This window comes from Lactiplantibacillus sp. 3062, from assembly GCF_055413545.1.
In genome coordinates, this window is sequence record NZ_JBVAYE010000002.1 from 247,321 (window position 1) to 261,556 (window position 14,236).

At 46.8% G+C, this 14,236-nt stretch carries 14 protein-coding genes and 1 pseudogene; 5 read left to right on the forward strand and 10 right to left on the reverse strand.

Annotated elements, in window-relative coordinates; translation table 11 throughout:
- Positions 1–25: 25 nt before the first annotated feature.
- Complete coding sequence (locus ACWQAU_RS04125) at positions 26–520, reverse strand: NUDIX hydrolase (protein WP_003645055.1); 495 nt, start codon at positions 518–520, stop codon at positions 26–28.
- Positions 521–722: 202 nt separating this feature from the next.
- Between ACWQAU_RS04125 and ACWQAU_RS04130 the strand changes: the two genes are divergently transcribed.
- The 4 genes and pseudogenes from ACWQAU_RS04130 to ACWQAU_RS04145 all read left to right on the forward strand — a co-directional run bounded on the left by ACWQAU_RS04130 (position 723) and on the right by ACWQAU_RS04145 (position 3,467).
- A complete protein-coding gene (locus ACWQAU_RS04130; RefSeq protein ID WP_003644395.1) occupies positions 723–1,448 on the forward strand; it encodes a DUF2087 domain-containing protein in 726 nt (241 codons plus the stop codon).
- 3 nt (positions 1,449–1,451) lie between these two features.
- The gene (locus ACWQAU_RS04135; protein WP_027821447.1) at positions 1,452–1,823 is read left to right on the forward strand and encodes a GIY-YIG nuclease family protein; all 372 of its coding nucleotides are present in this window, start codon (positions 1,452–1,454) and stop codon (positions 1,821–1,823) included.
- Positions 1,824–2,491, forward strand: a pseudogene (locus tag ACWQAU_RS04140) (chloramphenicol acetyltransferase).
- Positions 2,492–3,056: 565 nt separating this feature from the next.
- Positions 3,057–3,467: an iron chaperone gene (locus tag ACWQAU_RS04145; protein WP_003644392.1), complete on the forward strand. Its 411-nt coding sequence runs from the start codon at positions 3,057–3,059 to the stop codon at positions 3,465–3,467.
- Positions 3,468–3,577: 110 nt separating this feature from the next.
- Here ACWQAU_RS04145 and ACWQAU_RS04150 read toward each other — a convergent pair whose 3' ends face one another.
- The 8 genes from ACWQAU_RS04150 to ACWQAU_RS04185 all read right to left on the reverse strand — a co-directional run bounded on the left by ACWQAU_RS04150 (position 3,578) and on the right by ACWQAU_RS04185 (position 12,574).
- Positions 3,578–4,177, reverse strand: coding sequence for a histidine phosphatase family protein (locus ACWQAU_RS04150; RefSeq protein WP_003644391.1), 600 nt, complete (start codon positions 4,175–4,177; stop codon positions 3,578–3,580).
- A gap of 178 nt (positions 4,178–4,355) precedes the next feature.
- The gene (locus ACWQAU_RS04155) at positions 4,356–6,917 is read right to left on the reverse strand and encodes an ATP-binding protein (RefSeq protein ID WP_003640512.1); all 2,562 of its coding nucleotides are present in this window, start codon (positions 6,915–6,917) and stop codon (positions 4,356–4,358) included.
- Entirely contained in the window at positions 6,914–7,996 is a 1,083-nt protein-coding gene (locus tag ACWQAU_RS04160) for a carbamoyl phosphate synthase small subunit (RefSeq protein WP_003640511.1), read from the reverse strand. The genes ACWQAU_RS04155 and ACWQAU_RS04160 overlap by 4 nt, the downstream gene beginning before the upstream one ends.
- A 34-nt stretch (positions 7,997–8,030) precedes the next feature.
- On the reverse strand, positions 8,031–8,555 hold the full coding sequence (gene pyrR, locus ACWQAU_RS04165) for a bifunctional pyr operon transcriptional regulator/uracil phosphoribosyltransferase PyrR (RefSeq protein WP_003644388.1): 525 nt from the start codon (positions 8,553–8,555) through the stop codon (positions 8,031–8,033).
- 158 nt (positions 8,556–8,713) lie between these two features.
- Entirely contained in the window at positions 8,714–9,676 is a 963-nt protein-coding gene (locus ACWQAU_RS04170; protein WP_015640389.1) for an RluA family pseudouridine synthase, read from the reverse strand.
- Positions 9,657–10,106 (reverse strand): signal peptidase II, encoded by a 450-nt coding sequence (lspA, locus tag ACWQAU_RS04175; RefSeq protein WP_003640508.1) that lies wholly within the window; start codon positions 10,104–10,106, stop codon positions 9,657–9,659. Before lspA ends, ACWQAU_RS04170 begins: the two co-directional genes overlap by 20 nt.
- 332 nt (positions 10,107–10,438) lie before the next feature.
- A complete protein-coding gene (locus ACWQAU_RS04180; RefSeq protein ID WP_011101546.1) occupies positions 10,439–12,094 on the reverse strand; it encodes a formate--tetrahydrofolate ligase in 1,656 nt (551 codons plus the stop codon).
- A gap of 93 nt (positions 12,095–12,187) precedes the next feature.
- Positions 12,188–12,574: an EbsA family protein gene (locus ACWQAU_RS04185; protein ID WP_003644385.1), complete on the reverse strand. Its 387-nt coding sequence runs from the start codon at positions 12,572–12,574 to the stop codon at positions 12,188–12,190.
- A 34-nt stretch (positions 12,575–12,608) separates the two neighbouring features.
- Between ACWQAU_RS04185 and ACWQAU_RS04190 the strand changes: the two genes are divergently transcribed.
- The gene (locus tag ACWQAU_RS04190; protein ID WP_003640505.1) at positions 12,609–12,995 is read left to right on the forward strand and encodes a ribonuclease HI family protein; all 387 of its coding nucleotides are present in this window, start codon (positions 12,609–12,611) and stop codon (positions 12,993–12,995) included.
- On the opposite strand, the gene ACWQAU_RS04195 is transcribed toward ACWQAU_RS04190, so the two are convergent.
- On the reverse strand, positions 12,992–14,098 hold the full coding sequence (locus ACWQAU_RS04195; protein WP_015380348.1) for an NAD(P)/FAD-dependent oxidoreductase: 1,107 nt from the start codon (positions 14,096–14,098) through the stop codon (positions 12,992–12,994). The genes ACWQAU_RS04190 and ACWQAU_RS04195 overlap by 4 nt on opposite strands.
- Between the last annotated feature and the right edge of the window lie 138 nt (positions 14,099–14,236).

A 14,236-nucleotide genomic window follows, 5' to 3' on the forward strand; every position in this document is an offset into this window, starting at 1 on the left:
GGCGCCATTCCGGGATTAGCTCAGGTCAATAAACCGGATGATCCAGCACGGTCCAGTCCGGGTAGGTCTGATCGCTTGGGTCAAACTGCCCGGATAACAACACTGCCTTTGCTTTTAAAACCAGCGGTGACGCATTAGCTTCAGTCAACGCATGCAACGGCACCCGTGATGCTCCATGCGAATCTTGACCATCAAAGTTAGCGACATGTTCGGCCAGCTGCCCAGTCGTCCGGGTCACTCGGTAAAAGACCGCCAGATGTTGGTTCATTCGCCACTGCTTGAACTGCCAGGGATACCGAAAATTCGTGATACCCAATTGCGTCAATTCAGTCGGGATTAACCCGGTTTCTTCTTGAATCTCACGGCGAATCGCGGCAAGTAAGGGCTCACCATCGGCCAAACTGCCACCTGGTAAGTCGTAGCGATTCGTATAGGGACCACCAAACTTTTTAGTAACGACCAACGCATGCTCATCGCCAATAATCCCATAAACACCAAATGCACGGTGATAAATTGCCATTGTCCCACGTCATTTCACGTTTAAACAGCGTCGTTAAGCGTAAGCGCTAGCTATCTTGGTGTCAAGGCAAATCTGAGTGTTTACTGTAACGGTAAACATATCAGACGATTGTAAGTTTACTATTTTAGTAAACATTAATTCATCGATTGTGTTTACAAATACAATAAACAGTCTTATAATCAGTAACATTGGAGGTAGCCTCATGGACTTAACTAGTTTAACGATTGATGATTTAAAACGCGGCTGGCATCAAACAGCCACTGCCCGGTATTGTAATTACTGTGATGCTAGCTGGGAAACGACTACAGCGGCGGCCACGATCGAACAACACTTAACGATCGTCCATGGTGGTATCCAGTCACCACTGATTCACTTAGCGAGTCGCTACAATACTTTAACCACTAAACAGCAAAATTTACTGACTGCTTTTGCGACTGGCATCAAGGATGCCGACTTGGCTAAACAATTTCAATTAGCGGCGGCCACGATTCGACATCAAAAATTTACATTTCGTGAAAAAGCCAAACAAGCTAAATTGTACCTGGCCATCTATCAATCCGTCTTTGAGAGTGGTCAGACGCCCAATGATTTGATTGTCCTGCCAGAACAACCTGGAATTATTGATGACCGCTTTGCGATTACTGAAGACGAAGCGGTCCAAACATTGAAGCAGTACTTCAACTTTGATCATGACCCACTACAATTGAAGCGGTGGCCCAAAAAGCAAAAGACGATCGTCACAATTCTAACGCGGATTATTGATGAAATTCCGATGAACCGGCCAATCAATGAAGACGAGCTCAACCACTATTTACAACCGATTTATTTTGATTACACCACGCTGCGCCGTTACCTGATCGACTACGGCTTCTTAAAGCGTACCGTCGATGGCCGGCAATACTGGCGCACAACTACTAAGGAGGACTGAACCATGCAACCAGTCGAAAAACATCGCTTACAACAAAAATACAAACTTGCCCCAACTTATTACGGCGTCATTCAAATTACCAACGAACGCAATCATAAAATTTGGATTGACACAGTGCCCAATTTACACAACCGCTGGGCCTTTTATCAACTAAATCTTAATAAAAACTTTTACCGGTCCAACCCGTTACAGGCTGATTGGAATCAACAAACTGCCGCTGACTTTTCATATCAAATTCTGTGGCAAAAGGAAACGACCGATGTTACTAATATGCGTGCCACGCTCAAAGCACTCAAAACCAAATGGCTGCACGATTTACAACCATTCGATGACCATGGCTATAATCGGCGCCCTAAAGATTGGCAGGAAAACTAAATGACCACCACTAAACCAAACATGCACGCCGTTGCTATTAATCCTGCAGCCTGGCCGCGCCAAACTTATTTTTACTATTTCACCAAGATAGCCCCCAGCGGTTTTAGTCTCACGGTAAATATGGATATTACCGCCACCTAGCTTGGACTAAAGCCCACCACGTTAAATTCAACGCGGTATATCTATACCTAGTGAGTCGCTTGTTGACCACACATCCCGAAATGCGCATCGGCTATTTGAACGATCAACTGGTGACCTTTGACGTGTTACATCCGTCTTATACGATCTTACACGCTGACCGGACAATGGCTAATTTATGGACGACTTACGACACCGATTTTGAAACGTTCTATCAACACTATTTAGCAGACCAAGCTGAATTTAGTGCACTTCCAGGGCCCATGCCGAAAACACCACAAACACCTAATCTGGTTAATATCGGCTGTCTTCCAGGAGTCCACTTTAGTAGCTACACGCCCCTCCCATTCAAACCACTAGATAGTTTCTTTCCAATTTTTCAGGCTGGCCAGTTTAAGAAGGACGCTGACAAAACAATCATGCCGCTAAGCATTACGGTCAATCATGCCACCATTGATGGCGATCATCTCAGTCGTTTTTTTAATGAACTCCAGTCATGTTTGGAACAACCAACACAATACTTAGCCTAACCATATAGTCAAGGCCCGTTATGTGCATTTGTTATCCAGCTTAAACACCGCTCGTCAGGTCTTTTTTTGAAGCGAATGAGTCACTAGCTTAATCAGTGTTATTTACCGGTGTTTGTTCGCTCATCAGATTGCGCCTTTCTTCAAGCAACCACACCGTAACCACTGTCCAAGTAGTGCCGGCCCTCGCCAGTACAATTCTAAGAAATTCTTATGCTAGCCTTATGAAAACGCAGTAGTTGAGTCTGCTTCAAATGGGTAAACTAAAGACATTAATTAAGAAAGGAACTGATGTCTATGCGTCATTCACAAGTCTTAACGATCACGGTGAAACAACCGCGGCCTCGGAGTGCTGATCCAGCTGTCATTTATAGAGTCGATCGCCATCCTTACTGGCATTGGAACCTAATGAACTAATAAAAACGAACCGTGCACTGAATCGTAGTGGGCTCAAATGCGCGGTATTAAAAATAATCCCGTTCGATCAGCCGTGTGGGCCACCTGATTGAACGGGATTATTTTTGGTTGCAAGCTCTGCGGGTATCCGGTACACTGAAGCCATCAATGAATGGAGGAAATGCCAATGGCTGAGTACCTTGACGCTGACCTAGCTGTTTTGACACCATATCTGGAAAAGCTGGGTGCAACACCCCATCGCGCCCAACTGATTACCTTGCTCAACTGGGTACACACGACTTTTCCACAACTCAAGGCACGGGTCGCCTGGAATCAACCGATGTTTACTGACCACAACACATTTATCATTGGGTTCAGTACCGCCAAGGATCATCTGAACATTGCACTTGAATCACATACTTTGGATAGCTATCGGAACGCGATCACGGCTGCTGGTGATAAAACAACCAAGATGTTATGGCAAGTTGCTTTCGATGCGCCAATCAATCACAAGCTACTTGCAGAAATCATTCAATATAATATGACTACTAAACAAACCATGACGACCTTTTGGCGCCCTTGATGCGTCAGCGTTCACGACCCCGCTTTCATGCCTGAATCCGAGTCGTGAGCGCTTTTTAATGCTTAAACTCAGACTGATTGTCAACGCACTTAAATCTAGTTGACATAATTTTAATTTTTATCAGTTGCAGCCAAATTAATGATTTTTTCAAATGTGAAGCGGCCCGCGTCATACTGGTACTTGATGACTGCACAGTTATGTAACACGATGCCTTGCCGCTCAATTTCGTCCATTGAAAGCCATTGCCGCAAAAACATGAAGCTAGCCCCACCGTGACTGACCGCCAACACCTGATGATGATCCGGACGTGCCATCACCGCCGTCAACGTTTTGACAACGCGGTCTTGTACCTGCAAATCACTTTCGCCACCGTACTGACAGAAAAAGTCACCATGACTGCGGCGCACGGGGTCCGGTTTTGGATTTAACACTTCCGACTCACCTTCGAAAACGCCAAAATTCCACTCTTTGATACCCTTTAAACGCTCATAAGGTTGCTTGGTCACTAATTCTAACGTGTCACTAGCTCGTTCCTGCGTTGAGCTGTACGCATGATCAAACGTAATCCCTTGCGCCTGAAAATACGCACCCACGCGTTGGGCATCCGCAATTCCTTTGGGGGTTAGCGGCGAGTCACACGCCCCCTGAATCTTCTTCAGCCGATTAAAAAGTGTTTCACCATGCCGCATCATATATAATGTCTTTGCCAATTTAACTAACCTGCCTTTAATTTGTCTTTAGATAAGCATACCATAAATGAAAGCGCTATTTAAAGCGTCCTATACATTGGCCAGTTAGAGCCTACTTTTGCCTACGAACGCGCAAAAAAGCACAACCAGATTTTAGTCTGGCTGTGCTTTAAATAGCGATATTGATCAAAAGCTCAGACTAAAAATCCGTATCTTCATTTCCCTGATTCAACGCTGTCAACGCCGCCTTTAACGTGTCGCCATGTGCAATCACCGTGCCGGTAGCGTGGCCCGGTTCACCGGTGGCTTCCACTTCATCATAAATTTGTAAATGATTGTAGGGAAATGTATTCGCCTGAACATAGACTGGCTTTAGCCGGTTAACATCCGGATAGTCGTACATCACCTTAGTCAGTGCTTCGCCTAATTTCACGTGAAGTAATAGTCGGGTCACGCTCGACCCACTGGCCTTACTGATTAACGCCATCGTAGCAATGCTCATCGGTTCAATCGTAGCAAGTTGCAAAGCTGTATCAGCAATCGCTAACCGAACTGTATAGAGCCCGGGCGCACCCATGGCGAGCACTCGTTGCTTGATTTCAGCGTGTAAAGCTGTAATTGCCTGATTTTCCGCCTTATCACGAATCGGAAATACTTGGACCGCACCACGGACATTGCCACGCAAATTATTTCCCGCAATAATTTCACTTACCCCGAAAATTGTCACATCGGTGCCGTCCGTAATCACCTCGACGGCGGGCGAATCGTTGGTCTTGATCTGCTCGCGCGGCAAGCTATTGTTGATTTGGATCACTTGGTAGCCATCCTGTACTAACTTCTGGCCCAGCCGGTAATCATGATAGGTGGTAAAAACAATCAACGGCTTTTCAATCGCTAAGACGTTTAAAATATCCGAATACTGTTTAGGTTCAACGTAACGTTTTTTGGCCAATCGTGGAGTCATCGCCACACTATTAGGGTTAGCGTTGATCAAAACAGGCTCATAATCAGCCTTTTTCAAGTAGAACAACAGTTGTGAGACCAAATAGTCGTTCCCATGGTTGGTTCCAATCCGGTTAGCACCCGTGCCAATGACAACGACTCGCCGACCAGTAGACGGTTGACTTTCGTTATCAAATTCGTACGTGGAGTAATAAGTACTCGTCTGCTCAGTAAATTCCCCGGCAGTCGGTTCGACCTCCTTAAAAGTCGGTTGAATTTCATTTTCCAACGCAAAGTTGCGAACCTTAGCCACATCCGTTTGCCAGGCAGCGGCCGCATCTTCATCGGTAAAGCCAAAATATTTGGCTCGACCCAGCGCGTGGACGTCAAACGGCCGTTCACGCAAGGCTCGTTCAATTTCTAAAATATGACTCAGTTTATAAAAGTAAAAAGCATCAATCTTGGTTAGCTCGGCTAATTCATCGATTTGATAACCACGATTCAGGGCTTCAAGTAAAATCAGCATGCGCCCAGCTTGCGGATGAATCAACCGTTGGATCAGTTCACCCTCCGAATAGTTCTGGGGTCGATTAGCAATCACGTGATAGCGAGATTCGTCCGTAGACCGCAACCCCTTCAACAAGGCTTCTTCCGTTGAACGACCAATACCGATCACTGAGCCTGTCGATTCCGTCACGGTGTCTAGTTGATGACTAACTTTCTTCAACACATTAAACGGCCAAACTGGTATCCGGCAAACAATATGATCTAAAACGGGTTCAATTAAAGCTGTTTGTTTACGGTAGGCTCCGGGCAGTTTGACCTCTGCCAAACTTATCCCGACCATTAGATTACCAACAACTTGTGCTAACGGATACTCGGTTGCCCGCGCGGCTAACGCCATCGTCCGATCAAAGTACGGTGTCACTTTAATCACGTAATAGTTTTGCGTGGTCGGATCAAGTGCAAATTGAACGTGACAAGAGCCGGTCAAGTGTAACTTGCGCATGATCTTGAGTGTCGCCGAGCGAAACTGTTGGTATTCTTGATCCGTAATCGTTTGCGTTGGGGCAAAAACGATTGAATCAGCGGAGTGAATCCCAACTGGATCAAAATTTTCCATCCCACTGACTAGTAGCGCGGTGTCCTTCTGATCACGGACGGCTACAAATTCGAGTTCTTTATAGCCGACGATACTCTGTTCGACAATACATTGTTTGGTCCCTGAAACTTTGAATCCCATTGCTAGTGCCCGTTGCAGTTCGTCTTCATCTTCACATAGTTGGCGACTCGCTTCGATTCGGGGTGCGACCGACTTGACGATCACTGGAAAACCGACGTGGCGCACCACGGCCATCGCCTCAGTCGTGCTAGCCACAACTTGTGAGGCAATCACGGGTTCACCCATATCTTTCAACCGGTTGCTCATCAGCGCTGGGTTGACAATCATGTCGACCACGTCTTGATCCCACTGTAGCAACTTCACGTGATTATTTTTTAACACATTGTTGCGAATCAACCCTTGAATTAGGGTGACTGTTTGGACGCCACCAAGTGAAGGAATGAGGCCATCAGGCTGTTCAGTTTCAATAATTTTGGATAGTGCGGCGACGGTCAGTGGTTCTAAATAAACCTTGTCAGCAAACCGATTTTCAGCCGCCACGGAGTAAGCATTGTTATCGACGAGGACAACAGCAATGCCCAGACGCCGAATTGCCGCACCGATTTGGGTCACCGCCGCGTCGTGTTGTCCCTCTCGGCCAATGTCATTATGCCCAGCGCCGATAATCAACACTTTCTGTAAGGCTTGATTGTTCACCAGATTGGCCCCCTTGCTTGTTGCATCGACTCAACAAATTCATCAAAAATATCGCGCGTTTCAGTCGGACCAGGAGCGCCATCTGGGAAAAATTGCACTGAAAACGCTGGAAAGTCCCGTAGACGCAGTCCTTGAATCGTCCCATCGATCAAGTCAACAAATGTCGTGATTAACTTATTACGATCAACAGTATCCGCATCTACCGCGAACCCCTGGCCCTGAGCTGCATAAATAATTTGGTTCGTAATCACTTCGCGGATTGGGTGGTTAGCCCCATGATGTTCAGGTGATAATTTCATAATTTGGGCGCCATTGGCCATCGCAAATAGTTCGTGGCCCAGTCCGATGGCAAACAGTGGCACCCGATTTTGAATGTTCTTGATCATCTCAGTCACACTGGCTGGTAAGTCCTGCGGTTTGCCGGGCCCAGTCGATAGAATGACGCCGTCTGGATCTAAGTTTAAAATTTCCTCAGTCGTTGCCGTATAAGGTAAGACCGTGACGTTACAAGCACGCTTACTAAGTTCGCGCAAAATCCCGTGTTTGAGGCCAAAGTCGATGACCACGACATTGAGCCCCGTCCCCGGATTAGGAAATGGTTTCGGTGTTGCGACCGCTGCCACCTGTTGATTAGTCAGCACGGTCGCACCCAATTGATCAAAGGCATGGGCATCTGCAACGTCTACGATACTGGCTTTCATCGGGCCACTTGCTCGGAGTTGCTTCGCTAAGTGCCGTGTATCAATATGGCTGATGCCAGGAATATTTTGTTGCTTTAAATATTGATCCAGTGACCAGCGCCGCTGCCGGTTGGTCGAAATGCTAGCGACATCCCGAACAACGACCCCCTTAACGGTCGGTAAAATTGATTCGTAGCTATCATGGTTGATCCCATAGCTCCCAATGGTTGGCTGCGTAAAAGCAACGATTTGGTTATGATAAATTTGATTAGTAATAATTTCTTGATAGCCCGTCATACTCGTGTTGACGACGATTTCTCCGGTAGAAACCGCTGGCGAGCCAAAGCCTTCACCTAAATAGGCGCTGCCATCTTCAAGAATCAAATAGCGGTCTGCCATTGCGATCCCTTCTCATCTGTTTGACTTTGTCGTACTAGTTAATAATTTCAATACCATCGTGACCGTCGATTTCATTGACCGTCACTTTGATGCGTTCTTGACGCGCGGTGGGAATGTTGCGACCAATAAAATCAGCGCGAATCGGCAATTCGCGGTGACCACGATCGACTAGCACCGCCAAGGCAATGCTCTGGGGCCGACCGCCACCCATTAATGCGTCTAAAGCCGCGCGAATTGTTCGGCCGGTAAATAGAACATCATCGACTAAAATGACCCGCTTATCCGCCACCGAAAACGTTAACTGATAGTCCGTTGAAAGCCGTGCTTGATCCAGCGGCTGATCATCACGAAATGCCGTGATGTCTAACTCGCCAACTGGAATCGCAGTACCTTCAAGCTGTTGTAATTGGGCTGCAATCCGCTGCGCAATATAGACGCCGCGGGTTTTAACGCCCACTAAGACGACATTTTTAATGCCTTTGTTCTGTTCGATAATTTCATAGGTGATCCGGGTCAATGCCCGTTTCATCGCCATTGAATCAACAACTTCTTTTTGCATAATTGCCTCCCAATTTGTGGTTATCGCTTTTTTGAGCAACCCGTACGACAAAGAAAGACGGCCGGACAAGGTGTCACGGCCGTCGACGAAAAGTTATTGTTAACAGTTTGCCTTTCAGTCTCGCAGGGCCGGATTAAAGGACGCTCATTACTGTTAGATTAATGATTCCCATCGGTTTTGTCAAGCTTAGCCAAGGTTGTCGTAAAGATTGGTGGTAGTGGTGCTTCAAAGGTCAATAAGTCACCCGTTACGGGGTGCTTGAATCCCAATAATTTGGCGTGTAAAAATTGACCGTGCCCCTTAATCGTCTTTTTGGGGCCGTACAGGGGATCGCCCACCAGCGGATGTCCAATAGATTGTAAATGAACGCGGATTTGATGCGTACGGCCAGTCTCCAGCCGGCAACTAATCAAAGTATAGTGCTGATAACGTTTCAGTACTTTAAAATGGGTGACTGCTGGTCGCCCGGTCTTAACGATGGCTTGCTTTTTGCGATCCTTCGGTGACCGACCGAGTGGCGCATTAATTGTCCCCGTATCCTCTTTAATCACTCCGTGAACGAGTGCGACGTATTCTCGCAAGTTAGTTTTCGCCTTCAGCTGGGCCGCTAACGATTGGTGAGCCCGGTCATTCTTTGCGACCATCAATAATCCGGACGTATCTTTATCGATGCGATGAACGATTCCTGGCCGAAATTCACCGTTGATCGTCGACAACGGACTATGATACAGCAAGGCATTCACCAAGGTATGGTTAGGGTGCCCAGGGGCTGGATGCACGACCATCCCCTGAGGTTTATTGACAACCAAGACGTCATCGTCTTCATAAACAATGTCTAATGGAATGTTTTCTGGCTCAATCGTTGTTTGTTGAACCGTCTGTGCGGCAACGACAATTTCGTCACCTGGTTTGACGTGATACTTGCTCGCCTCGAGCTGACCATTGACCGTCACCTGATCCGTTTTGATCAGCTTATCAACTTGCGACCGCGTCCAGACCGACTGTAGTGCCGCTAACACTTTATCCAAGCGCCCTGTTTGGTCAGTAATCGTGAATTGTTGTTCCGTGGTCGCTCCTGCCACGTTATCAGCTCCCTGTAACTTATTTTTCAAAACTATCATCCCGCAGCACGCCGATCAAGATAAAAATGACGCCCACGGTTAAACATGAATCCGCAAAGTTAAAAATTGGAAAATTAATAAAATCAAGTTGGAACATATCGACGACGTACCCAATACGTAACCGGTCAATGAAATTCCCCAAAGTTCCCGCAATCATCAGTGAAATACCAACCTCATATAGCCATTTGCCACGTAAGCGCCACAGCAAGTAGCCCATCACGATCAAGGCAATCACTGAAATCAAGTAGAAGAACCACATCTTGCCTTCTAAGATACTCCAAGCAGCCCCGTTATTATGTAAATTTGTGAGTGATAATAACCCGGTAACAATACTCGTACTGGCACCCAACGCAATATGACTCACAATCGCTGCTTTGATAACTTGGTCAATAATGACCAGCGCTACCATTAAAATTAAATAGATCCACATATTCTGTCCTCACATTTCGCTAAGCTGTGTTTAATTATACCAAAAGACGGCGTCCTTGTACGAAACTCCGGCAGGAAAAGCGCGGTTTTTATTGCAGACTTAATAACTAAGCACCTTTCGAGTATCCTCCCAAAAGCATCGGCACCTGGTTAACCATCCCCCAGTTGAAGCAACGAGCCTGATGATTGGTTGCACCGCTCAGCTGCTAAGCGAGTTAGTCATCATCGGTAGCTCACAAATTAAACGTGTGTGATTGATTCGCTGTCGCAGTCTTCCAAAAACAACGCAAATAAAAAGCCGACCCCCACTGGCATCGACTTATCGGTCAAGCTTTAGAACAAACCTGAGATTTTTCCATCATCACTAATGTCCATATCGAGTGCGGCCGGATGTTTTGGCAGTCCCGGCATCGTCAACACATTCCCGGTCAAAGCGACAATGAAACCCGCACCTAACTTCGGCACAAATTCACGAACATTAATTGTAAATCCGGTTGGTGCTCCGAGACGTTTGGGATCATCGCTCAATGAGTATTGCGTCTTCGCCATGCAGACTGGCAAATGATCCCACCCTTGCTTAGCAAACGTTCTCAATTGGCGCTGAGCTTTCGCTGAATATTCGACATTGGCTCCACCATACGTCTTAGTGACAATATCGTTGATTTTCGTCTTAAGATCCGCATCCGCTGGTGATAACGGTTGAAAATGACTTGGCTGAGCACATAAATCAACCACTGCGGCAGCTAAGTCGGTTGCCCCGTCACCCCCACGACCCCAGACATCAGCCAAGACTGCATCGACTCCAAGATCGGCACAATAGTCTTTGACGGCATGGATTTCGGCGTCAGTATCGGCCGTAAATTCGTTGATGGCCACCACGACTGGCACCCCATAACGTTGCATGGCATGGATATGATGTCCTAAATTAGCCGCACCGGCTTTCAAGGCCGCCACATTTTCGGTTGCCAAATCTTGCAAAGCCACGCCACCATGTAACTTTAAAGCCCGAATCGTCGCCACGATTACCACGGCATTGGGCGCTTGTCCGACCGCTGGCACGTTAATATCCATGAATTTCTGACCACCCAAATCAGCACCGAAGCCCGCCTCGGTTACCGTATAGTCGGCTAGATTCAATCCAGCTTGCGTGGCAAGTACACTGTTACAACCATGCGCGATATTGGCGAACGGACCACCATGAACGAGTGCTGGGGTATGCGCCAGGGTTTGAACTAAATTTGGACGTAACGCGTCTTTCAAAAGTAACGTGATCGCGCCACCGACGTTCAAATCAGCAACTGTCACTGGTTGACGGTCATGTGTGTAGCCAATTACAATTCGATTAACACGTTGTTTCAAGTCCGCAATATTTTCTGAAAGACAGAGAATGGCCATCAGTTCACTCGCGACGGTAATGTCAAACCCATCTTCACGAGGTACACCCGACGTTGCACCACCAAGGCCAATCACCGTATGCCGGAGCGCCCGATCATTAATATCCAACGCGCGCTTCCATTGAATTCGACGCTGATCGATACCCAACTGGTTACCTTGTTGAATATGGTTGTCAATTAAGGCCGCGAGCGTGTTGTTCGCAGCCGTCAGGGCATGCATGTCGCCGGTGAAGTGCAAATTGATATCTTCCATTGGAATCACTTGTGAGTACCCGCCACCAGTGGCGCCACCCTTCATCCCCATAACTGGTCCTAATGAAGGTTCCCGCAATGCAATCATCGTTGACTTACCAATCTTAGTCAACGCGTCACCTAACCCAATAGTCACGGTTGACTTTCCCTCACCAGCAGGCGTCGGGTTAATCGACGTTACTAAAATAAGGTTGCGTTGAGTTTTCTTAACCGGTAACGGTAATTTGAGTTTAGCCTTCGTGCTCCCATATTGGTCGATCTGGTCAACCGTCAAGCCCGCTTTAGCCGCAATCGCCGTAATCGGTTCTGGTGTCACTTGCTGTGCAATTTCAATATCCTTCATCAATTCTCCGCCCTTCTGTTTTTACTTACTCCATTATAACAATCTTCCTGAAATTATGAACATTATTTGTATATTGATTGTTTTTATTCGTATCTATCGACTAGTTGCTAGGTCAATCAACTGATTGCGCGCCTTTTTCAACATCAAAAACCGATATTGATTACCATCGATTTGAACTTTCAACCCACCGCGTATCGGGACGATCAATTCGAGTTGATCACGGGGAATCACAAGCCAAGAATGGTTCAAGACCGTGCTAAAAATAATGAGGTTATGATTGATTGTTACGCGCCGCAAGCTGATTTGAATCGCGACCAAGGCAATAAAGAGCGCCGCAATGACGAGTAACCACCACTTAAACTTCAAGATTTCTAGCCACAAAATAATCCCCGCCATCAATACTAGTGCCGTCCACGACCAGACGATCACACTTGACGCTAGCATTGGTTGGTATTTAAAGGTATGCTTATCGTTATTCACAGTACAAAATTCCTTTCACATTGGAGTGAGTTTGATGCAATTATATACGGATGCCGCGACCACACCCGATAATCAGCGCAGTGCCGCGGGAATCTTAATTATTGATCAGGGCCAACAACACCAATTCAAACAGGTCTTGCCAGACAGTGATAATCATACCGCAGAATTTCTTGCCGCCATTGCTGGCTTTAAAACTTTATTAGATTCTTATGGTCCGCAAGTCAGCGTCTTTTTCTATACGGATAGTCAAATCGTCGCCGAAAGTGTCGCCAAGGGTTACAGCAAAACTTTCAGTGTCGAGCTGGCGACTTTGCTGCACCTGCAAGACCAGTGCCAATTAGTAATCACCCAGTGGATTGCCGAAAGTGATAACCATGGCGCCCATCAATTAGCACAACAAGGCTTACATCTTAGTGACTAATCAGCCGGGGCCAAATAAGTTTCAATTGGTCGTTGATACTGGTCCCAGTTATGAGCACCAGTTTGAACATAATCGGCTAACAACTTACCAATCATGGGTCCTGTTGTTAAACCAGATGAACCTAACCCGCTAGCTACCAAAATATGTGGGTTATCCGGAATTGGACCGAAGAACGGCGCAAAGTCACGCGTGTAGGCACGCGTACCCACTTTTACCTGCGTAATTTGATCCTTAGTCAGGTTGGCATCAAGTTTGAGCCCGCTAGCAAAGAGATCATCTTCAACCAGACTTGAAACCTGCAAATCGTAGCCCTGATCATTTTCGTGCGTCGCCCCGACGACCAATTTGCTGCGCGTAAAGGGAATAAAGTCTCGTTCACCTTCAGGCATGAGCACTGGAACATCGTCAGCCCAAGTCTCAGGCAGCTGCATTTCAATCAACTGCCCTTTTTGTGGCCGAACATCAGCAACAATCTTCATTGGCAACAATAACGGCTTTAGCCACGCCCCGACTGCTAAAATCAACGTGTCATAGCTTTGCTGACCATTAACCGTCAATAGTTGGCCCTGGTCACCTAAACGTACCTTACCTTTATGACGGACCAGGTTCCGCTTTTCAGCGTATTTCAGTAAATTATGTGCAAACTTATCGCCATCGACCCGCGCACCACCACTCACAAACACACCGGGTTGGGGCGCCGTTAGCAGTGGGATCCGTTCTTGGACTTCTTCAGCAGTTAATTTCTCAATCGTTCCCATCTGGGGTGCCGCTTGCCGGCGCTTTAGAGCTAAATCGTATAGCGCCTGCAGATCATCTGGATCGGCACGAGTCACAATCGTTCCTGCTTGTTGATAAACAGAATAGCCCATTTGCGTGTCCGCAACAATTTCCGGATACAAAGCAGCCCCGGCCTTAGCGAGTTGATACCAACGCTGATTACGACGTTTGGATAACCAAGGTGAAATAATCCCTGCTGAATTCTTAGTCGCTTGACCAATACCTTCATCATAAATCGTGACGTTCAGGTCAGGGTTCTGGCTTAAATAGTACGCCGTGACCGCCCCAACAATGCCACTACCAATAATCGTTACTTGTTTTTGCATTTTCCAACGCCTCCACAACCAATCTGCTTTCATTTTAGCATACTCGAATTTGTTGCGGGTGGCTGATTCAGTTGGATTAAAGTCAGACCATTGGTAGATGTTGCTGGTACTAGCTTTGCAGCGATTAATTTAATACCG